At 57.4% G+C, this 20,859-nt stretch carries 16 protein-coding genes; 6 read left to right on the forward strand and 10 right to left on the reverse strand.

The window, feature by feature from the left end:
- The first annotated feature begins 55 nt into the window (after window positions 1-55).
- The 5 genes from NXF97_RS06345 to NXF97_RS06365 all read left to right on the forward strand — a co-directional run bounded on the left by NXF97_RS06345 (window position 56) and on the right by NXF97_RS06365 (window position 4,397).
- Window positions 56-757 carry a nucleoside recognition domain-containing protein gene (locus NXF97_RS06345; RefSeq protein ID WP_274955488.1) on the forward strand — a complete coding sequence of 234 codons (702 nt, stop codon included), beginning with the start codon at window positions 56-58 and terminating at the stop codon, window positions 755-757.
- Window positions 758-801: 44 nt separating this feature from the next.
- Window positions 802-1,299 (forward strand): YjiG family protein, encoded by a 498-nt coding sequence (locus tag NXF97_RS06350; protein WP_022372664.1) that lies wholly within the window; start codon window positions 802-804, stop codon window positions 1,297-1,299.
- A 20-nt stretch (window positions 1,300-1,319) separates the two neighbouring features.
- Complete coding sequence (locus NXF97_RS06355) at window positions 1,320-2,432, forward strand: M20 family metallopeptidase (RefSeq protein WP_274955489.1); 1,113 nt, start codon at window positions 1,320-1,322, stop codon at window positions 2,430-2,432.
- A gap of 48 nt (window positions 2,433-2,480) precedes the next feature.
- Entirely contained in the window at window positions 2,481-2,771 is a 291-nt protein-coding gene (locus tag NXF97_RS06360) for a helix-turn-helix domain-containing protein (protein WP_022372661.1), read from the forward strand.
- Window positions 2,772-2,966: 195 nt separating this feature from the next.
- Window positions 2,967-4,397: a DegQ family serine endoprotease gene (locus tag NXF97_RS06365; protein WP_274955490.1), complete on the forward strand. Its 1,431-nt coding sequence runs from the start codon at window positions 2,967-2,969 to the stop codon at window positions 4,395-4,397.
- A gap of 127 nt (window positions 4,398-4,524) precedes the next feature.
- Here the strand turns inward: NXF97_RS06365 and NXF97_RS06370 are convergent, their stop codons facing one another.
- From NXF97_RS06370 to istA, 7 genes are all read right to left on the reverse strand, one after another.
- Window positions 4,525-5,871, reverse strand: a complete 1,347-nt coding sequence (locus NXF97_RS06370) for a dicarboxylate/amino acid:cation symporter (RefSeq protein WP_022372659.1) — start codon at window positions 5,869-5,871, stop codon at window positions 4,525-4,527.
- A gap of 276 nt (window positions 5,872-6,147) precedes the next feature.
- On the reverse strand, window positions 6,148-6,774 hold the full coding sequence (locus NXF97_RS06375) for a TetR/AcrR family transcriptional regulator (RefSeq protein WP_274955491.1): 627 nt from the start codon (window positions 6,772-6,774) through the stop codon (window positions 6,148-6,150).
- Complete coding sequence (locus tag NXF97_RS06380) at window positions 6,771-8,189, reverse strand: efflux transporter outer membrane subunit (protein ID WP_274955492.1); 1,419 nt, start codon at window positions 8,187-8,189, stop codon at window positions 6,771-6,773. Before NXF97_RS06380 ends, NXF97_RS06375 begins: the two co-directional genes overlap by 4 nt.
- On the reverse strand, window positions 8,182-11,346 hold the full coding sequence (locus tag NXF97_RS06385; protein ID WP_274955493.1) for an efflux RND transporter permease subunit: 3,165 nt from the start codon (window positions 11,344-11,346) through the stop codon (window positions 8,182-8,184). Before NXF97_RS06385 ends, NXF97_RS06380 begins: the two co-directional genes overlap by 8 nt.
- Window positions 11,347-11,367: 21 nt before the next feature.
- Entirely contained in the window at window positions 11,368-12,534 is a 1,167-nt protein-coding gene (locus NXF97_RS06390) for an efflux RND transporter periplasmic adaptor subunit (protein WP_274955494.1), read from the reverse strand.
- Window positions 12,535-12,933: 399 nt separating this feature from the next.
- Window positions 12,934-13,704: an ATP-binding protein gene (locus NXF97_RS06395; RefSeq protein WP_274955417.1), complete on the reverse strand. Its 771-nt coding sequence runs from the start codon at window positions 13,702-13,704 to the stop codon at window positions 12,934-12,936.
- A gap of 9 nt (window positions 13,705-13,713) precedes the next feature.
- Entirely contained in the window at window positions 13,714-15,291 is a 1,578-nt protein-coding gene (gene istA, locus NXF97_RS06400) for an IS21 family transposase (protein WP_274955416.1), read from the reverse strand.
- Between the two features lie 370 nt (window positions 15,292-15,661).
- On the opposite strand from istA, the gene NXF97_RS06405 reads away from it, so the two are divergent.
- Window positions 15,662-16,306, forward strand: coding sequence for a MarC family NAAT transporter (locus NXF97_RS06405; protein ID WP_022372654.1), 645 nt, complete (start codon window positions 15,662-15,664; stop codon window positions 16,304-16,306).
- Window positions 16,307-16,405: 99 nt separating this feature from the next.
- Here NXF97_RS06405 and NXF97_RS06410 read toward each other — a convergent pair whose 3' ends face one another.
- From NXF97_RS06410 to glmU, 3 genes are all read right to left on the reverse strand, one after another.
- Window positions 16,406-17,431, reverse strand: a complete 1,026-nt coding sequence (locus NXF97_RS06410; protein ID WP_274955495.1) for a branched-chain amino acid aminotransferase — start codon at window positions 17,429-17,431, stop codon at window positions 16,406-16,408.
- A gap of 159 nt (window positions 17,432-17,590) precedes the next feature.
- Window positions 17,591-19,417 carry a glutamine--fructose-6-phosphate transaminase (isomerizing) gene (gene glmS / locus NXF97_RS06415; protein WP_274955496.1) on the reverse strand — a complete coding sequence of 609 codons (1,827 nt, stop codon included), beginning with the start codon at window positions 19,415-19,417 and terminating at the stop codon, window positions 17,591-17,593.
- A gap of 31 nt (window positions 19,418-19,448) precedes the next feature.
- Window positions 19,449-20,819: a bifunctional UDP-N-acetylglucosamine diphosphorylase/glucosamine-1-phosphate N-acetyltransferase GlmU gene (gene glmU, locus NXF97_RS06420; protein ID WP_274955497.1), complete on the reverse strand. Its 1,371-nt coding sequence runs from the start codon at window positions 20,817-20,819 to the stop codon at window positions 19,449-19,451.
- Window positions 20,820-20,859 lie beyond the last annotated feature (40 nt).

Below are 20,859 nucleotides of genomic sequence, written 5' to 3' on the forward strand. Positions count from 1 at the left end.
CCCGCCGCGGCTCACTATTTCCTGCCTGTCTTTTATTACCAGCCAAGGAGCATTTATGTCTGACACGACAACTCCGCAGACCAAAGAAAAAGTCGGTATCGGCGCGTATGTCTCGCTGATTTTTGCCTGCGTGTTTTTTTCCGGTGTTTTAGCCGGCAACCATTGGTGGAGCGTTTTTGACTTCACAAGCCTTAACGGCGGCTTCGGTAAAGTTGTCGCAAGCGTCTCGCAGTCGGCCGACGGCGTTACCGCGGCCTTCTCCAACTTCCGCGGCAAAGGCGGGTCAGGCGCCGTTGACGGCTTCGTGTTTGCCCTCACGCTTGTTCCCACCGTGATGTTTGCGCTTGCCATGATCACGGTGCTTGAGCACTACGGTGCACTGCGTGCGGCCCGTGTGCTGCTCACCCCGATTCTGCGGCCGCTGCTTGGCCTTCCGGGTTCCTGCGGCTTAGCGCTCATTACGTCGCTGCAGTCCACGGACGGCGCCGCGGCGCTTACACGTCAGTTAAAGGACGCCGGTGAACTCAACGAAGCTGAAGTCAACATCTTCTGCCAGTTCCAGTACTCGGCCGACGCCACCATCACCAACTTCCTTTCCTCCGGTGCAGTTTTGTTCACGCTCACCGCGGCTGACGGCAAGCTGGCTGTCCCCACTTCGATCGGCGTGTGCCTCGGGCTCATCCTCGTGATGAAGTTCGTTATTGCCAACGTCATGCGTCTTCTCATGATCCGCTCGTCCAAAAAGGCGGCGAAGTAAAGGCACAGTGAACGCCACGACAAAATACTGAAAAGGAATTTGAAATGAGCGAAAACAAAACAACAGCGGCTGCCGATCCGCATGCGGGCGGCAAGGAAATGATCACCGACGTCTTTGTCCGCGGTGCCCGTCAGGGCTGGGGCATTGCCATCGGTTCCATGATCCCCAACGTTCTGATGGCCTTTGTGATCATTAAGGCTCTGCAGATCACGGGACTTCTGAAAATCATCGGTGTGGCCTGCGGTCCTCTGATGGCTGTGTTCGGACTGCCCGGCGAATCCGCCACGGTGCTTCTTGCCGCCTGGATGAGTATGGGCGGCGGCGTCGGTGTGGCGATTGCCTTGTTCGGCCAGGGTTTGGTTGACGGCACCCATCTTGCGGTGTTAACGCCTGCCATCTACCTCATGGGCTCTCAGCTGCAGTACATGGGACGCCTTCTGGGTGTTGTCGGCATCTCCGGCAAGATGATCCCCGTGATGATGCTTCTGTCGATTCTCGCGGCAGCCGTCGCGATGATTATCATGCGTCTCTTCGTTCTGTAAGACAAGGCTGAAAACGTACCATGCTGGAAAGTTATCTCAAGGATCTTGCCGAGCTCGTCAACCGCGACTGCGGCACGCATAACTGCGCAGGCGTCACGGGCGCGGCTGAAATCATGAAGCGTCACTTCGAGTCAATCGGCTTTCATGCCGAACTCGTTGATCTCGGGCCCAAGGCCGGCCGCGGGCTTTTTGCCACCAACCGTCCCGGGGCTGATCACTATGACGTGATGATGAACGCGCATCTTGACACCGTATTTTCCGACGGAACGGCGGCCGAGCGCCCCATGAGCCGCGAAGGCGACCATGTGAAGGGCCCCGGCTGCTCGGACTGTAAAAGCGGTGTGCTCGCCATCTTTTACGCGCTCAAAAACGCACGTAAGGAAGACCTTGAGAGACTTTCCGTCGCGGTGTGTCTGAATCCTGATGAAGAAACGGGGTCTGCGAGCTCGCATCAGTGGCTCAGTGAAACCGCAGCCAAATCCACGCGGGCCCTTGTCTTTGAAGCAGCCCGCGCCGGCGGCGAACTCGTGCGTGCCCGCAAGGGCCGTGCAGCCTACCGCGTCGTCATGCACGGCGTGTCCGCGCACGCGGGCAACAACCCGCAGGACGGCCGCTCGGCGGTACTTGCGGCCTGCCGCTTTGCGCTTGCAGCCGACAAGTTGCAGGACTTAAAGGGTGCGGGTACCAGCGTCAACGTCATCATCAAAAAGGGCGGCACGGTTTCCAACGTTGTTCCTGACATCTGCGAACTTGAGTTTGACACGCGTTTCTGGACCAATGAAGAACGCGAGCGGCTCGACAAAAACTTCGCGGCGCTCTGTGAGGGCGACTGGGGTGAAGGCACACGCGCCGAACTCGTGAAGCTCGCATATCTGCCCGCCATGCCCTGCACGGAAAAAACCAGGGAGCTTGTCAGTCAGATTGAAGAGGCTGCACGCCTTGAAGGCGTCAAAATCGGCTGGGTTGACGCGGGCGGCGGCTCTGACGCAAACCACATTGCATTGGCAGGCACCCCGGTGATTGACGGCGTTGGTCCGGCGGGCGCGGGTTTTCATACCGACCGCGAGTATCTGCGCGTTGATACCGTTGAAGAGCGCATCCGCATGATCGTGCGCTTCCTCTCGCTTATCTGATCCCGATACCTGCGGCGGCAACATTTTCTGCCGCCGCAGTTTTCATTTATGCCTGCGCGCAGCACCACGCCCTTTTTTGCCCGCCTGATTGCTTCCAGACTTTACGCGGCGCGCCGTGCTCAGGGTCTCACGCAGACGGCTGTGGCGCAGGCTGCGGGAGTGCGCACCGCCACGGTGTGTCAGGCCGAAAACAATCCGGCGCACATGCAGCTTGAAACACTCGCGAAAATCGCAGCGGTTCTGCACCTCACCGTCACGGCGCAGGCAACCGATGAGACCACGGCTGCGGCGATCGCCAACCCCAGAATCAGCGCTCAGAGCCCGCATAAGCCCGACTGACGCGGTGCGCTTTGTTACAACTTTAACCCGTCAGCGACAGATGCTAACGGGGTTCTTGCGCTTTTTGCCTGAGTCTTGCTGTATCGTCTCCTTCATCATGAAACGACCTGAGGTCCGTGCCTTTTTTATAAAAACGGTTGCCTCAGACACGCCGTTATCCCCACAGCTTCTTTTCTCGGAGCAACCAAGAAAAATATGATCAGGAAATTGATTAAACCGACGGCGGCTGCCGCCGCGATTGCCGCTCTTATTTCCGGCTCTGTTCTGACGACGGTCCCCGCCGTTGCTGCCGATGCACCCGCCGCACAGAGCGCCCGCTCTCAGCTGCCCGATTTCGTCAACCTCGTGGAACAGTACGGCAAGGGCGTTGTCAACATCTCCACCGTGCGTGAAGCCCGCCGTGTCGAAGGCGCGGATCCGTTCGGCGGTCTTGATGAACGCCATGCGGAAATCTTCCGTCGTTTCGGTTTCCCGATGTTTCCGTTCGGTGGTCCCCGAGAGGAACCGGAACAGCGCGGCACAGGTTCGGGCTTTATCATCAGCGCTGACGGTCTGATTCTCACCAATCATCATGTGGTCGACGGCGCCGACAAGATCACGGTGCGCCTCACCGACAACCGTGAGTTCAGCGGTAAGGTGCTGGGAAGCGACGCTAAGACCGATATCGCCGTGGTGAAGATTGAAGCCAAGGATCTGCCCGTTCTCAAGATGGGCGACAGCGACAAACTCAAGGTCGGCGAATGGGTGGCGGCAATCGGCAGTCCCTTTGGCCTGGACAACACCGTGACCGCCGGTATTGTGTCGGCAAAAAGCCGCAAGCTTCCGAGCGATCAGTACGTGCCCTTTATTCAGACTGACGTCGCAGTAAACCCCGGCAACTCCGGCGGCCCCCTCTTTAACATGGACGGCGAAGTCGTGGGCATCAACTCCCAGATCTTCTCCACCTCCGGCGGCTTCATGGGTCTGAGCTTTGCCATTCCGATTGACCTTGCGCTTCAGATCAAGGATCAGCTCGTCAAGCACGGCAAAGTCACGCGCGGCCGCATCGGTGTGATGATTCAGAACATTACGCCGGAACTTGCGGAAAGCTTCGGCTTAAAGACACCCAAGGGCGCGATCGTTGCCCAGATCGATAAGTCCGGCCCTGCCGCCAAGAGTGACCTGCGTGAAGGCGACGTCATCACGGCGGTAAACGGCAAGCCCGTTGAAACGAGCGGCGACATGCCCGTGATCGTGGGCTCCCTCAAACCCGGCGACACCGCCAAACTCACCGTGATCCGTGACGGCAAGTCTCAGACCGTGACGGTGAAGGTGGCTGAGTCCGGCAACGACGACTGGCAGCCCGGTCAGAAGTCCTCGGCAAAAGCTTCGGCTCTGGGCGTCACGGTCCGCGCCTTAAATGAGGAAGAAAAGCAGCAGGCTGAAACCGAAGGTCTGCTCGTGGTGAAAAGCGAAGGTGCGGCCCGCAAGGCCGGCATCCAGTCCGGTGACATCATTGTGAACGTCAACGGCATTGCGATGAAAAAGAGCACCGATCTCGGCAACATCCTCGAAAAGAGTAAGACGCTGCGCATACTGATCCAGCGCGGCGGCACCCGGATCTTCATTCCGATCCGTCTGAAGTAATCCGCGGGCTCAGGTTTTTTCTGAGCACGAGCCCCGCTGAAGGCAACTTCCGCGGGGTTTTTTTGCGGGCGAAAAAAAGCGGCGCTCAGGCTCTCTCTCCTTGGCGCCGCTTTTTGTTCAGAACCGCTTACTTGGAGTAGCTGTTTTTCTGCTTGGAGGCTGCGATCTGATCCGCTTCCATGTTCATCGCGGCTTCTTCTGCAAGATGCCGTTTATCCGGATGCATCACTTCGTTTAACTGATCTTCGTTCACATCCTTCATCCATTGTCCCACCACGATGCAGGCAATGCCGTTACCGATCATGTTGGTAAGCGCACGGGCTTCACTCATGAAGCGGTCAATACCGAGGATGAGCGCAAGACCCGCAACCGGGACGTGACCCACCGCCGAAAGCGTTGCCGCCAGAACAATAAAGCCCGAACCCGTCACGCCCGCAGCACCTTTACTCGTCAAAAGCAGCACGGCCAAAAGCGTAATCTGCTGGAAAAGCGTCATCTGCACGTCGCAGGCCTGTGCGATAAAGACCGCTGCCATCGTGAGGTAAATGGCCGTGCCGTCAAGGTTAAAGGAGTAACCCGTCGGAATCACCAGGCCCACCGTGGACTTACTGACGCCTGCGTGCTCCATCTTGGCCATCATGCGCGGCAGCACCGATTCCGAAGAAGACGTACCGAGCACAATGAGGAGTTCTTCCTTGATGTAGCCGATGTAGCGGAAAATCGAGAACCCGTGCCAGCGGCAGATACCGCCCAAAACCACGAAGATAAAGAGGATGCAGGTAAGGTAGAACGTCCCCATGAGTTCGGCCAGGGGCACAAGCGACGCGATACCGTACTTACCGATCGTAAAGGCCATGGCGCCGAAGGCACCGATCGGCGCCACGCGCATGATCATGCCCACGATCTGGAAAAGCACGTGCGAGCTCTTTTCAATCACGTCAAAAACGAGTGTGCCGCGGCCGCCGAACTTATGCAGTGCAAAGCCGAAAAGCAGCGAGAAAAAGAGCACCTGAAGAATTTCACCCTGCGCAAACGCACCCACCACCGTCGACGGGATGATGTTCATCAGAAACTGCGTGGTGGTCTGCATCTTGCCCGGGCCCGTGTAGGCGGCAACGGCACCTGCGTCCAGTGTCTTCGGATCAACGTGCATTCCTACGCCGGGCTGGCAGACGTTCACAATGAACAGCCCCACGATGAGGGCAATGGTGGAAACCACTTCAAAGTAAAGCAGCGCAAGGCCCCCGGTCTTACCGACCTTTTTCATGTCTTCCATGCCGGCGATACCGGTCACCACCGTACAGAAAATCACCGGAGCGATGATCATCTTGATGAGTTTGATGAAGCCGTCACCGAAAGGCTTCATCATTGCGCCCCAGTCCGGCGCAAAATAGCCGAGCAGCACGCCGCACACAATGGCGCAGATCACCTGAAAATAAAGGACCTTGTAAATCGGAGTTCTTTTCTTTGCCATGATCGGAATTCTTTACACAATTTATCCGGAAGGCTCACTTTGATCCGCCCAGTCTGAAAAAGACCCGCAGCAAACCGTCCCGCGCCTTCTGCAGCACCGGCGCCGCCTTTTTTTCTGCGGCCCGCTGTCGCAACTTATACCAGCACCCCGAAGGGTTTCGCCTGAGCAATTTACTGTAACCAGGCGCTTTTTAAGCTCGAATTTTTGCTTTCAAAAAAAGCGGACTATTTTCGCAATAGCCCGCTTTTTTGTAAAGACGTAAAAAGTGTTTCCGGGTCAGACTCTTGAAGCCGACGCCCAGATGCGTTCGCTTACCTCACGGGCAAGTGCCTCCTTCTGCGCTTCATCACTGACACTCAGCGCCCTTAACCATATGCCGTCCAAAAGGGCGAGATCAGCTTCAAGGCGCGTACGGGCAACGGCGTCCGTTACCCGGCCGCCGTGCAGGTACACGGGCATCAGAACTTCACGCCAGGCCGCGACAAACTGCTGCACGGCGCGCCTGATCCGTTCGTTTTCCACGGATTCGGCCAGGATTTCCAGGGTAAGTCTTGCCTTGACGGGATCGAGCCTGGCAAGCGTAAGTTCGTAGACATCGCGCTTACAGGCTTCCTGCTCCTCATAGTGCTCCGAGTCCGTGCACAGATGCCGGCGGATTCTCAGAATTTCCCGCTCGGCAAAGGCTTCAATGATGGCGTCCTTGTTTTCAAAGAAGTTGTAGAGGTTTCCCACGCTCATGCCGTCTTCGCGGGCGATGTCGGCCATGGAGACGTTGTGAAACCCCTTTCGCTTAAAGCACGCCAGGGCCGAGCGCATGGTTTCCTCACGGCGCTGCAGCTGCGCTTCCGGGCTGCGGGGTTTACGGCCGCGGCTTGCCGCGGCCGTTTCGTCCGGAGCCGTCATTTGCTCTCCCCTTCGGGCTCGGCCAGTTCAGAGGCACCTCCCATGGCCTTATAAAGCGTAATGAGGCTTGCCGCGCGCGAAAGTTCCGCGGTGATCAGAGCCTGCTGCGCGGAGAAGTTCGTTCTCTGGCTGTCCAAAACCGAAAGGTAGCTGTCGGCACCGTTTTTGTAGCGGTCCGTGGCAAGGCGGTAGCTTTCTGCAGCGGCCTTGGCAAAGTCGCGCCGGGCGGAGAGTTCCCGCTCAACGGTTCCTTCCATCGCCAGAGCATCGGCCACATCCTTAAAGGCCGCCTGAATCGCCGCCTCGTAGTCCGCAAGCGCCGACTTCTGCCGCGCCTCAGCCGCTCTGAGGTTGGAGATGTTTGCGCCGCCCGTGAAGATGGGCAGCGAAATCTGCGGAGCCCAGCTCCAGATCTTGGTGGCGTGATCAAAAAGGTCGGAGAGCTGCGTGCTGCCGCCCCCGAAAGCTCCGGTGAGCGAAATACTCGGGAAAAACGCCGCACGCGCAACGCCGATATTGGCGTTGGCTGAGCGCAGCACGGCTTCAGCCTGCGCAATGTCCGGGCGGTTTAAAAGCACTTCACTCGGAATGTTGCCGGCAACCGACACCGCGGCAACCGTCGCGGTTTCGATGCCTTCGGGTTCGAGGGCCAGATCGTAGGTGCCGCCCGCCAAAAGCCGCAGGGCATTTCTGTACTGTGAAACCGCGCGTTCAGCCTGCACGGCCGCGGCCTGAGCTGCGGCCACGGTCTGAGCGGCCTGCTGCACGTCAAGCTGGCTTGAGGCCCCGAGCTCGTAACTTCTGACAATGAGCCGGTAGCTTTCTTCCTGGCTTGTGAGCGTTTCCCTCGCAAGCTTGTACTGCATCTTGGAGGCGCCCAGCGCGAGCCACGTCTGTGCAATGTCGGTAATCACCGTCATCTGCACGGTGCGCTGCGCGGCCTGCGTCTGGAAAAACGCCTGCAGCGCCATTTCGTTAAGGTTTCTCACGCGCCCGAAAAGATCGAGCTCATAAGAAGCCATCGCGGTTGCCGAGTAGGTGCGGTTGATGCTTGAACCCGTACGCGACACGGAGCGCGCCGCCGACTCACCGGCAGCGGCCGCCACAGACGGGAAGAGTTCCGCCCGCGACACACCGTACTGAGCGCGCGCCTCTTCCACACTGTAGAAGGCCGATCTCAGCGAGCGGTTCTGCGCAAGCCCCTGCTCAATGAGTTTTTTAAGCCTTGCATCGGTAAAGAAACTCGCCCAGTCGGCCAGGCCTTCGGTCAGAAGTTTGGCGTTTTTAACCGCCTCATCCTGCGGCCAGGCCTCTTCCACCGGTGTCTGCGGTCTTTCGTAATCAGGCGCGAGCGACACGCAGCCCGTCAGAAGCAGCGCTGCCGTCAGCGGTAAAAGCGTGAAAATCTTACGCATGATTGGTTTCCTTCTCATCGGTTACAGGAGCCGCGGCTGTCTTGTCCTTCTTGCGGCCGGAGATCTGAATGATCAGAGCATAAAACACCGGCACAAAGAAGATGCAGAGGAACGTACCGGTAAGCATACCGCCCAAAACGGCCACACCGATCGCGGACTGCGCACCCGCGCCCGCACCCGTGGCGGTTGCAAGCGGAATCACACCGAGACCGAAAGCGAGAGACGTCATCACAATCGGACGCAGTCTCAGACGCACGGCTTCCACAACGGCCGCAAGAGCGTCCATGCCGCTTTCAAAGAGCTCGCGGGCAAATTCCACAATCAAAATGGCGTTTTTCGCGACAAGCCCCACGGTGGTCAGGAGCCCCACCTGGAAGTACACGTCGTTTTCCTTGCCGCACAGAGCCGTCAGTCCCAGAGCACCCAACACACCCAGGGGCACCACCAGAATCACAGCCACAGGAATCGACCAGGATTCATACAGAGCGGCAAGTGCAAGGAACACCACGAGCAGCGACACGGCGTACAGGGGACCGGCATTGCCGCCCGCCACACGTTCCTGATAGGACACGCCGTTCCATTCGATGGAGTATCCCGGCGGCATCTGCTGCAGGATTTCTTCCACCGCGGCCATGGCCTGACCGGAAGAAACGCCGGGCGCCGGAGACCCCTGAATGTTGACGGCATCAAGCGCGTTAAAGCGCTCCAGACGGGGCGAACCGTAAATCCATTCCGTCGTAAGGAACGATGAGAACGGAACCATTTCACCCGCACTGTTGCGCACATGCCACTTACCGATATCCTCGATTTCGGCACGCGAGCTTTCAATACCCTGGATGTAGACCTTCTTGAGTTTGCCCTGATCCATGAAGTCGTTGACGTAGCTCGAACCGATGGCGGAATTGAGCGTGTCGTTGATCATGTTGTCGGACACCCCGAGCGCACGGGCCTTGTCGTAGTCGATATTGACCTGCAGCATCGGGGAGTCGGCCATACCGTTATAGCGCACCTGCTGCAGACGGGGATCGGCGTTGGCGGCCGCGAGGAACTGCCCCATCACCTGCATGAGGTTGTCGTGCCCTCGGCCGGAGCGGTCCTGCAGGTAGAAGTCAAAGCCGTCGGCCACACCGAGTTCAGGCACGGGCGGCAGCGGGAAGGCAAAGCCTAGAACGTCCTTAAACTGCGGCGAAAAAAGCAATCCCTGCACGCGGCCCATAATAGCCTGGACACTGGACTTGTCCGTCTTTCGGTCATCCCAGTCCTTGAGCTTTAAAAAGCCCATGGCGTTATTCTGACCGGTACCGGCAAAGGAGAAGCCCCGCACGTAAAAGATTGAGGCAACATCGTCTTTTTCAGCCTGTGCAACCGTCTTCTGGAAGCGGTCAAGCGCCTTATCGGTGCGCTCGGCCGTGGCGCCCGCGGGTGCCTGCATCATCATGAGCAGCACACCCTGGTCTTCCGACGGCATAAAGGCGCTCGGCAGATGCATGTAGCCCCAGACCAGCGTGCCGCAGAGCACAAGGTAAATCACCATCACGCGGGCGATGCGGTGCACCAGTGCGCGCACCGAGGAGCGCACGCCGTTCGTGAGCGACCGAAAGCCGCTGTTGAATTTTCCGAAAAAGCCGCCGCGCTCAAGATGTGCTCCGGCCTTCACCTGCTTGAGCATCGAGGCGCAGAGCGCGGGCGTCAAAGTCAGAGCCACAATGACTGAAAGCACCATCGAGGAGACAATCGTCACGGAGAACTGACGGTAGATCACGCCGGTGGAACCGCCGAAAAAGGCCATCGGAATAAACACGGCCGAAAGCACCATGGCGATACCGATCAGGGCCCCCTGAATCTGGCCCATGGACTTAATCGTTGCGGACCGGGGATCTGCCCCTTCCTCACTCATTACGCGTTCGACGTTTTCCACCACGACAATGGCGTCGTCCACCAAGAGGCCAATGGCAAGCACAAGGCCGAACATCGTGAGCATGTTGATTGAGTAGCCCAAGATGCCGAGCACGTCAAACGTCCCCAGAAGCACCACCGGCACGGCAATCGTCGGAATAATCGTCGCGCGCCAGTTCTGAAGAAAGAGGTACATCACGCCCACCACGAGGATGATGGCCTCAATCAGAGTCTTCACCACTTCTTCCAGCGCCTTTTTCACAAAGGGCGTGGTATCAAAGGGGTAAATCACCTCAACGCCTTCGGGGAAGTACGCGGAGAGTTCCTGCACCTTGTCGCGCACGCGCGCCGCCGTGTCAAGAGCGTTGGCGCCCGCGGCGAGCTTAATGGCGATACCCGAAGAGGGATAGCCGTCAAACTTACCTTCAAAGGTATAGGTTTCCTGACCGAGCTCAACCGTACCGATATCCTTGATGCGCACAACCGAGCCGTCAGGCATCGTCTTTAACGCGATGTTGGCAAACTCGTCTGAGGTCGTCATCAGGGAACTCGCGCGGATCGTGGCGGTGATCATGCGCTTGCCGTTGGTAGGCTGACCGGCGATGTCACCGGCCGCCACCTGGACGTTTTGCTGCGAAATCGCCGAGGAAACGTCCGAGGGCATGAGCTTATATTTATTCATAAGCTCTGGATCCATCCAGATACGCATGGCGTAGGACGCACCGAACACCGTGGTTTCACCGACACCCTTGACGCGCGCCAGAGGCTCTTCGATGTTGTTGGTGAGGTAGTCGCCCAAGTCACCGGAATTCATGCGGTGCGAGCGGTCCACAAAGCCCACAACCATCAGGAAGGACGCAGAGCTCTTTTGCACCACGACACCCAGACGCTTGACGATCTCAGGCAACGTGGGCTCAGCCATCGAGAGCTTGTTCTGCACCTGCACCTGAGCAATATCCGGGTTGGTGCCGGCCTCAAAGGTGAGCGTAATCGTCATGCGGCCCGTGGAGTCCGACGTGGAACTCATGTACAAAAGGCCGTCCAGACCCGTCATGTTCTGCTCGATGATCTGCGTCACCGTACGCGACATCGTTTCAGCCGAGGCACCCGGGTAGGTTGCCGAAACCGTCACCTGAGGCGGTGCGATACGCGGATACTGAGAAACCGGCAGGTTAAAGATCGACAGCAGACCTGCCAGCATGATCACGATAGCGACCACCCAGGCAAAAATCGGGCGGTCGACAAAAAAGCGGCTCAACATAGTTCAGTCTCTCCCGCGTTTTTACTGCTTCTGAGGAGCCTTCTGGGCGGCACCAGCCTCAACGGGCGAAACAGTCGCCCCCGGGCGGACCTTGAGAACCCCTTCGACAATGACGCGGTCACCGGCCTTCAGGCCCCCCGTCACAATCCAGAAAGCGCCTTCGGTGCCGCTCACTTCAATATCACGCGTCTCGACCTTATTGTCCTTGGTGACGACAAACACATAGGGTTTGCCGTTGGTGTGACGCATCGTCGCGCGCTGATCGAGCTTGATGATGTTGTGCTGTACGCCTTCATTGATGACAGCACGCACATACTGCCCCGGCATCAGGCGGCGGTCCGGATTGGGAAAGACCGCACGGATGCGCACGGTGCCCGTGGTCTGATCCACCAAAGCATCCTTAAAGGTGAGGCGCCCCTTATGGGGATAGGCCACACCGTTATCGAGCATGAGCGTGACTTCCGCACCTTCGTCACTTGCCTTTAAGCGGCCTGCGGCAATGTTGGAGCGGATTTTGTCCATCACATCGTAGGACTGCGTCACGTCAACGTAAATCGGATCGAGCTGCTGCACGACCGTCAGACGCGAGGCCTGATTGGCCGTCACCAGGGCCCCGGGCGTTACTTCAGACAAGGAAACCTGACCGGAAATAGGACTTGTGACCTTGGTGTAGCGCAGATTGATGCTTGCCGTTTCAAGGGCGGCCTTGGCGGCAGCCACCTCAGCCACGGCGACTTTGAGCTGCGCCTGGGCTGAATCATCGGACTGTTTGCTCACGGCATTGGCTTTGACAAGCTGAGCGGAACGCCTGGCGTCGGCCTGACGCAGTGCGAGCGTGGCTTCGGCCTGCTTTAAGGCGGCCTGCGCCGAGAGAACCTGGGCCTTATAAAGGCTTGCGTCAATCTGATAGAGCGAATCGCCGGCTTTGACTTCGGCGCCTTCCTCAAACTGGCGCTTTTCAATGATGCCCGTGACCTGGGGGCGGACCTCGGCGACGCGGTAGGCGCTGGTGCGGCCCGGCAGTTCCGCACGCAGTGTTGCGGAAACAAGCTGCATCTGAGCCACTTCAACCTGCGTCGCAGGCGCCTTCATCTGCTGCGCCGACTGTTTGTTGCCGCAGCCGGCAAGCGCAACCGCAATGCAAACCGCTGCCGCAGCGGTAGTCAGAGGGCGAAATTTGAACGACATTGATAAAGCTCCGTAAAGCTGAGTCACCCGAAAAAGGGAGGCAGTTAAGGCCCGGAAGGCCTGAAACAAAGACAAAAAGCCCCGGACATCTTCTTAACTGAACGAGGATTCAACATTTTAATGTGCTTTATTTCCCTGCGTTACGCGCTTTCTTACAGTTTGTGGAATTTCACACACATTGGGACGGTGTATATCGAACATTGGGACCCCCCCTTTCTCAAACATTGGGACAGTCCGTTACGGCGCCGAGCGAGTTAAGCTTCGGCGCTTTTTTATTGGAGGAACGCAGGACGACGGCGTACGGACAGCGCAGACTTTTCCACGGCTCTCCCGGCCGCTCACCCTACTAAGTGGGCCGTAGGCCGGGAGAGCGGTGGGAAAGTCGTGTTATCGGTTCAATCAGTCGCGTTTAATTCTTGGAATTGCTCCGTACTGTGCTTTATCTCTCATGGAAGGACCGTCCATTTCCAGTCTATGGCTGGATTTAACGAGTCGGTCCAAAATTGAATCGGCCAGTGTCGCATCGTTAAGAAATTCAGCCCAATGCCTTACCGGCAGCACACTGACAACCAGCGTGCTTTTACAGTGACACCTTTTGTCTATGATGTCATACAGGCCGGCCAGAGCTGATCGGTCAGCGGTTCCGATTCCCCAATCGTCAAGAACCAAGAGGTCTACTTGTTCCAACTCTTTACTGAGCTTCCTGTATTCCAAAAGAGCAGTTTCTCCGGCCTTAATTGCAGCCAGCAGGTGAGCAAGTCGGTAAGTTCTGGCAGTGAAACCAGCTAAACAAGCCGCCCTTGTCACGGCTGATGCCATCCATGTCTTACCGCAGCCGGTTTTCCCGGTGATGATGAGGTTTTGGTGGTGCCGGATCCAGTCACAACTGGCCAGCTGGGCAATGAATGCCTTATCCAGACACCTGACGGGGTCATAGTCAACGTCACTGAAGCAGGCATCGACGTAGCGAATTTGGGCATCCTGAATGCGACGCTTGAGCGCTTTATCTTCACGGCGGACGATTTCAGCTCTCAAGAGGGTTTCGATCCATTGAGCGTGTGTCAGGGCGGCTGTTGCGGGATCCTTGTCCAGTTCCCAGGCATGCTCACAGACACTGCTCATGCGCAACCGCTTAAACAGCGGCTTCAAATCAATAAATGACGTAGTCATCTCTGTTCCTTATTCATAGTTATTGCGGATGTTTTCGTGCCGGATGTCAACCGGCTCTGCTTCTTTGACAAAGAGACTGCGGTTAGTAGCCGCAGCAACGCTGTACTTTTCACTGAGCAGCTTTATGTAGCGGTAGCTCACGACATCGTCTTCCAGAGCTTGCGCTACGGCTTTGCGCAGAATGGCCGGCGTGTAGGTTTTGGTAAGCCTCAGAAGTGCGCAACAAGTGCGGCTGCCGGGAAATTTGCCCTGTTTGTCCTGCAGCACAGAGACAAGCCGATCTGCCAAGGCTTCGGATAATCCTTTTTGGATGAAAATCTTTATCCAGTCAGCCGGAGTCTTTCGATAACTCTTTTCTGCCGCAGTCAGGTGTTCTTCAAGAATGTGTGTTTTCTCACCGTGCTGATTCGTGCAGCGAATGTGCCGCCCCAGCATTTGATTGCTGTCCGGATCGTAAATCTCGACAGTGTTACTGCAGATGCGCACAGCAACTTTTTTATGCGCATAGGCGGCAGGAACGCTGTAGCGGTGCCCGGCATCAGAAGAGATACGAATGCAGTGTGCCTTGTCAGCAACGAGCAAGCGCCATTGCCCCAGTTCGTAGCGCAACGGCGGCAGAGCCCGCATACAGGATCGTTCTTCTTCCTCATATTTCTGGAGGCGTGATCCGGTTGAGCCTTTGGATCTGAACGGCTGGGCATTGATTTCATCAATGCGCCTGCGAATCAGGCTGTTAAGCGTATCGATATCCGGAGCCAGAATATGCGGCTGGTGCAGAGTCAGTTGAGCGATGATCCATCGCTCAACATCCCCGGCAGCGGCTTCTACCCGATTCTTCTGTTTGGGGCTTGCCGGCCGGCAAGCCCATGGTTGCATTGAGTAGTAAGCGCAGACTGAGCGCACTGCCGGCTGGATGTCAGGCTCATGCCAGTGAGCTCTTTGAACCAGGGCTCGGGCATTGTCCATGACCAGGACCTGGGGAGAGCCTCCGAAGTATTCCAAGGCTGAGATGACGCCGTCGAGCCAACTGGCTTGTGTTTCATCCTGGTAAGCCTTGCAGAAAATCAAACAACTGAATGGCAATGTCGCTACAAAGAGCCTCGATTTGTGGATCTCTCCATAGGAGTCAACCCAGGGAATGTCATCACCGACAAAGTCGATTTCCATTCTCTCGCCGGGCAAGCGTTGTGTGTTGCCTTCGATACGGAAAATGCCGTTGGCCTGCTTCCACTCGTTGTAGCGTCTGCAATATGACGCGTAAGTGTAGGTTTCCCCTTCAGCCTGCTTTTCGTACTCAGCGAAAAGCATTTGAAGTGTGACTTTTTTTCGTTTGAGAAGGCTGTGAACCTGTTCCCAGTCCGGATCAACACGTACTTTGCCTGTCGGCGGATAGAAGATCTTTTGAAGGTCTTCATCATCCAGCCCGCAAAGTTCTTGAGTAGACAAACCGGAATTGACTGCCGCCGTCCTGATGCGGCCTGCTGCGGTTTTGGAGATATGAAGCCATGCTTCAATCTCACGATAGGACATGTTTTCATCAAGGGCCTGCAAGACAGCCCTGATGTGCTCAGTTTGATGCTTTTGCATAAAGCCTCCTGTAGGTTAACAAGAGCACTTTTTGTTTAGCGTCAATCATTAGCGGACGGAAGGTGTGTACCTGTGTCCCAATGGTTAAGAATCAGTGTCCCAGTAGATAAGAATCAAAAATTTAGGCTTCTGTCCCAATCTTTAAGAAACCCCCGTCCCAGTGTTTGAGAAGCGCCGTGCCAATAAATAAGAAAAGCCAGTTTGTAAACAATTGAGTCTGTTTTTGATCTGAGGCCGTACGGCGATAGAACGCGGTTACGTGTTTTTGCTTAGCTAGGCCTACAATGGCGTTGCCTTCCGGCAGGGGGCTTCCGTCCTGCCTGCACCGGACGTTTTGACTTCTCCCCACCCGTTTGCGGCGTTAACAATCATGTTGGACCTGCTTCACCTGCAGTATTTTTTCGGCGCGCTGGTTTCGCTTGTCGTCATTACCAATCCGCCTTCCAAAATTCCGCTGTTTGTGAGCCTGACGGTCGGTATGACGCGCGAGCAGCGCCATCAGCAGGCCAACTGGGCTGCGATTTATTCATTCCTGGTGATGATCGTCAGTCTGATTGCCGGCAACATGCTGCTCGCGTTTTTCGGCATCAGCTACAGCGCCATGCGTATCGCGGGCGGCCTGGTGATTGCCATGATCGGCTACCAGATGCTTTTCGGCGGCAACTCCCCCAATAACGCCCCGATGGTGCGCCGCAACAAAGAGGATTACGCGTTCTTTCCGATTGCCATGCCCGGTATTGCAGGGCCCGGTACCATCGCCGTCGTGATCGGCTTTTCCACCGAAATTGCCGAACTCACGGACCGCACGCAGATGATTACGGCCTTTTTAATGACGGGGCTTGCGATCGCGGCAACGAGCCTTATTGCCTGGATTACGCTGCGCTCGAGCGAATACTGCTCGGACCACCTCGGGCCTTCGGGCATGGCCGTTTTGGGCAAACTCATGGGCTTTATCCTGATCTGCATCGGCGTACAGTTTGTTGGCTCGGGCATCAAGAGTTTCATTGCCTCATAAACGCGGTTTTCCGGACCGCAAAAAAGGCGCCTCAGACAATTTCTGACGGCGCCTTTTTTTACGCGCGTAAAAGAGACAACTCCGCGCGTCTGTGTCTTATCAGACAATCACGTCAATCCAGCCTTCAGGCGCTTCAATTTCGCCGTCCTGAATACCGGTGAGGGTGCTGCGCAGCTTCGCCGTGACTTCACCCATCTTTTCCATGCCCGAGGGGAAGCGGATCACGCCGTCGGCGGTATGAATTTCACCAACGGGCGCCATCACGGCCGCCGTACCGCAGAGCGCACATTCCTTAAAGTCCTTGACTTCGGCAAGCGCCACCGGGCGTTCGATCACCTTGAGTCCGAGATAGTGTTCGGCCACATACACGAGCGAACGGCGCGTGACGGACGGCAGAATCGAGGGGCTCTTCGGCACAATGAGCTGATTGTCCTTGTCAACAAAGAGCACATTGGCGCCGCCCGCTTCTTCAATATACGTGCGGGTCTGCGGATCGAGGTAAATGTTTTCAGCGTAGCCTTCGCGGTGCGCTTCCATGGTCGGGTACAGGCTCATGGCGTAGTTAAGACCCGCCTTAATGTGGCCCGTGCCGTGAGGTGCCGCGCGGTCGTATTCCGCGATGCGCACCTTCAGGGGCTTGACGGCGCCCTTAAAGTAGGCGCCCACCGGCATGCAGAAAACGCGGAAAAGATACGAAGGAGCCGGCGCCACACCGATCTGCGGGCCCGAGCCGATCATCACGGGGCGGATGTAAAGCGTGCAGCCCGTACCGTAGGGCGGAACCCAGGCGGCATTGGCGCGCACCACTTCTTCCACGGCATGCACGAAACGCTCCACCGGGTAGGCGGGCATCTCAAGGCGGGCCGCAGAGTCGGCCATGCGCTTGGCGTTTAAGTCCGGACGGAAGGTGACGATATGGCCGTCCTTCGTCGTGTAGGCCTTCAGGCCCTCAAAGCAGCTCTGCGAGTAGTGAAACACACAGGCCGATTCCAGAAGGCTGATGTGCTCATCGGTAATCAGTCCGCCCTGATCCCAGGCGCCGTCCTTCCATTCAGACTGCCAGCGGTAGTCCGTTTTCGTGTAGCCGAAGCCGAGCTTGGCCCAATCGATGTTTTTCTTTTCCATAACTAAACCTGCAACAAACACGGGAAAACAGGCATTGAGCACCTGCCTCCCGACATCATGGCTAGACGCGCCGGTTTAAGGGATAAGGCCCTCTTTGACCGGAGCACTACGGGAAAAAATCATACTCTCGGGCAACCGACCGCGTCTTTGTAGTTTTGCTTATTCGACCGTCACGCTTTTTGCGAGATTCCGCGGTTTGTCAACGTCGGTGCCGCGCGCCAGGGCCGTGTGATACGCCAAAAGCTGCAGAGGCACCGCATGCAGCACGGGCGAGAGATCACCGTAGTTTTCCGGCATCTGAATCACGTGCATGTTGTCGGCGGGGGCAATCGCCGTGTCGGCGTCGGCAAACACATAAAGTTCACCGCCTCTGGCCCGCACCTCCTGCATGTTGCTCTTTAATTTTTCAATGAGCTCGTCATTGGGCGCAATCGTCACCACGGGCATGTTTTCATCCACAAGCGCCAGAGGCCCGTGCTTTAATTCCCCGGCCGGGTAGGCTTCAGCGTGGATATAGCTGATTTCCTTGAGTTTCAGTGCCCCCTCAAGCGCAATCGGATAGTGCATGCCGCGTCCCAGAAAAAGCGCGTGCTCCTTGCGGGCAAACCGTTCGGCCCAGGCGATGATCTGGGGTTCCAGCGCAAGCACTGCGGTAAGCGCCGTTGGAATATGCCGCAAACGGTTTAAAGCGTCGGCCTCAGCCTCTGCAGTCAGCCTTCCCCTGATCTTGGCAAAGACCAGCGTAAGGAGGTAAAGCGCCGTCAATTGTGTTGTAAAGGCCTTGGTGCTTGCCACCCCGATTTCGACACCCGCGCGCGTGATGTAGTGCAGACGGCTTTCGCGCACCAGGGCGCTTTGCGCCACGTTGCAGATCGTGAGCGTCTTGTCCATGCCGCGGCTCTGCGCAAATTTGAGCGCCGAAATCGTATCCGCGGTTTCGCCCGACTGCGAAATCGTCACCACAAGCGTCTCCGGATCCGTCACGGGCGTGCGGTAGCGGTATTCACTAGCCACTTCCGCGTCGCAGGCGATGCCCGCCACCGACTCCAGCCAGTACTTGGCGGTAAGCGCCGCGTAGTAGCTCGTTCCGCAGGCAAGCATCAGAATGCGCTTGACGCCCGGGAAAACCTCTGCCGCCTGACGGCCGAAAATCGTGGACGTGATGCCTTCCACGCCTTCGAGCGTGTCGGCAATTGCGCGGGGCTGCTCAAAGATTTCCTTCTGCATGTAGTGACGGTAGGGTCCGAGCTCTGCCGCACCCGAATACGTCTGCACCCGCATGGGCTGGCGGCAAACAGCCGGATAGTCCGTCCCTTTGTGCGAAAAAATCCGGACGTTTCCAAGCGTCACGTCAGCCACATCACCGTCTTCAAGGAAAATGATGTTGTCGGTGACGCCTGCCAAAGCCATTGCGTCGCTAGCCACGAAATTTCCGGTCTCACTTAACCCCACCACCAGGGGCGACCCCTGACGCGCCGCCACAATGCGCTGCGGTTCATTGAGCGCAAAAACGGCGATGGCGTATGCTCCGCGCACGCGGTTTAAAGCCTTTTGCACGGCCGCAAGAAGGTCTCCCTCGTAGTAGGAATTCACAAGGTGCGCGAGCACCTCCGTATCCGTCTGACTCGTAAAGACCACGCCTTTGGCCTGCAGTTCATCGTGCAGTTCGGCAAAATTTTCAATGATGCCGTTATGCACGAGCGCAATGCGCCCGCCTGCAATATGCGGGTGCGCGTTTTCCACAACAGGTTTGCCGTGCGTGGCCCAGCGGGTGTGGGCAATACCGATCGTGCCGTCGATTTTCTCGTTTTCGACCTGCTCAATGAGTTCATGCACACGCTGCACGGAGCGCGCACGACGGATTTTTCCGTCTTCAATCACCGCAACGCCGCAGCTGTCGTAGCCGCGGTACTCAAGACGCCTTAAGCCCTCCAAAAGGACGGGCATGATTCTGCCGGTACTGACTCCGGCCACAATTCCGCACATAGATCTCTCCCTGAGCGTGTGTCCGGTTCAGTTACTTCGCCTCAGCCTTTTTGGGGCGTTCCCACCCTTCCACCGTTTTCTGATGCACCCGCGAGAGCGTGAGCTTACCTTCGGGCGCATCGTGCGTGAGCGTGGTCCCCGCGCCGAGCGTTGCACCGGCGCCCACCGTCACGGGAGCCACAAGCTGCGTATCTGACCCGATAAAGGCATCGTCTCCGATCACGGTACGGAATTTGTTGACGCCGTCATAGTTGCAGGTGATGGTGCCCGCGCCGATATTGACGCGCGCGCCGACGGTTGTATCTCCGATGTAGGAGAGGTGGTTGATCTTGCTTTCAGCGGCAACGTCAGACTTTTTCAGTTCCACAAAGTTGCCGATATGCACGTTTTGGGCCAATTTGGTCTGCGGTCGCAGACGGGCGTAGGGCCCCACTTTGCTGCCCGCGCCCACCTCGGCGCCGTCAATGTGCGTAAAGGGTTCAATCCGTACGTCATCGGCAATCACCGCATTACGGATTACGCAGTAAGGTCCCACATGCACGCGGTTGCCGAGCCTGACGTTGCCTTCAAAGACGCAGCCCACATCAATCACCACGTCTTCGCCGCAGGTGAGTTCCCCACGCACGTCAAGGCGCGAGGGGTCAATCACCGTCACGCCGGCATCGGTAAACTGCTCTGCCCTGTAGTCCTGCCAGATCCCCTCAAGGCGTGCAAGCTGCGTCTTGGAATTCACCCCCTCGACTTCAAAACTTCTTCTCGGGCGGGCCGAGCTGATGCGCACGCCGTCACGGACCGCAAGGCCGATAACATCAGTGAGATAGTACTCAGACTGCGCGTTGGCGGGCTTTAATTCCGAAAGCCAGCCCGCAAGGCGCGCAGTGGGCAGCAGCATGATCCCTGTGTTGATTTCACGAATCTGTTTCTGGCCTTCGGTGGCGTCCTTTTGCTCAACAATTGCCACGATGCGGCCCCTTTGGCGCAGAATCCGCCCGTAACCGGTGGGGTTACGCAGCACAGCCGTCAAAAGCGCCATGCCGTCACCGGCGGCGTCTCTCAGACGCGCAATGGTTTCGGGCTGAATCAGCGGCACGTCACCCAAAAGCACCAGGGTCATCTCTGCGGCCGGATCCAGAAGCGGCAGCGCCTGCTGCAGAGCGTGTCCGGTCCCGAGCTGCGGCTGCTGCAGAGCAAACGACACGGCGGGGAAGTCCGTTAAAGAGGCCTTTACCTCATCGGCGCCGTGACCGATCACAACCACCGTGCGGCTCACATCGGGCAGCGCCTGCACGGTCTTCAGAACATGATGAATCATCGGGGAGCCGGCAATCGGCTGAAGCACCTTCGGCAGCGACGAATGCATCCGTTTACCGAGTCCCGCGGCAAGAACAACAACGTTAATCACAATACGATTCCTTTTAGTGGTTTTACGCCCTTTGTCTGAC

This window comes from Duodenibacillus massiliensis (genome assembly GCF_928721995.1).
Taxonomy (GTDB): Bacteria; Pseudomonadota; Gammaproteobacteria; order Burkholderiales; family Burkholderiaceae_F; genus Duodenibacillus; species Duodenibacillus massiliensis.

Excerpts from the sequence above, each read along its gene's own strand:
- NXF97_RS06385 (WP_274955493.1), bottom strand. The coding sequence starts at position 11,346 with ATGTTGAGCCGCTTTTTTGTCGACCGCCCGATTTTTGCCTGGGTGGTC.
- NXF97_RS06405 (WP_022372654.1), top strand. The coding sequence starts at position 15,662 with ATGTTGGACCTGCTTCACCTGCAGTATTTTTTCGGCGCGCTGGTTTCG.
- glmS (WP_274955496.1), bottom strand. The coding sequence starts at position 19,417 with ATGTGCGGAATTGTGGCCGGAGTCAGTACCGGCAGAATCATGCCCGTC.
- NXF97_RS06360 (WP_022372661.1), top strand. The coding sequence starts at position 2,481 with ATGCCTGCGCGCAGCACCACGCCCTTTTTTGCCCGCCTGATTGCTTCC.
- NXF97_RS06355 (WP_274955489.1), top strand. The coding sequence starts at position 1,320 with ATGCTGGAAAGTTATCTCAAGGATCTTGCCGAGCTCGTCAACCGCGAC.
- NXF97_RS06370 (WP_022372659.1), bottom strand. The coding sequence starts at position 5,871 with ATGGCAAAGAAAAGAACTCCGATTTACAAGGTCCTTTATTTTCAGGTG.
- istA (WP_274955416.1), bottom strand. The coding sequence starts at position 15,291 with ATGCAAAAGCATCAAACTGAGCACATCAGGGCTGTCTTGCAGGCCCTT.
- NXF97_RS06380 (WP_274955492.1), bottom strand. The coding sequence starts at position 8,189 with ATGCGTAAGATTTTCACGCTTTTACCGCTGACGGCAGCGCTGCTTCTG.
- NXF97_RS06390 (WP_274955494.1), bottom strand. The coding sequence starts at position 12,534 with ATGTCGTTCAAATTTCGCCCTCTGACTACCGCTGCGGCAGCGGTTTGC.
- NXF97_RS06375 (WP_274955491.1), bottom strand. The coding sequence starts at position 6,774 with ATGACGGCTCCGGACGAAACGGCCGCGGCAAGCCGCGGCCGTAAACCC.
- NXF97_RS06395 (WP_274955417.1), bottom strand. The coding sequence starts at position 13,704 with ATGACTACGTCATTTATTGATTTGAAGCCGCTGTTTAAGCGGTTGCGC.
- NXF97_RS06345 (WP_274955488.1), top strand. The coding sequence starts at position 56 with ATGTCTGACACGACAACTCCGCAGACCAAAGAAAAAGTCGGTATCGGC.
- NXF97_RS06350 (WP_022372664.1), top strand. The coding sequence starts at position 802 with ATGAGCGAAAACAAAACAACAGCGGCTGCCGATCCGCATGCGGGCGGC.
- NXF97_RS06365 (WP_274955490.1), top strand. The coding sequence starts at position 2,967 with ATGATCAGGAAATTGATTAAACCGACGGCGGCTGCCGCCGCGATTGCC.
- NXF97_RS06410 (WP_274955495.1), bottom strand. The coding sequence starts at position 17,431 with ATGGAAAAGAAAAACATCGATTGGGCCAAGCTCGGCTTCGGCTACACG.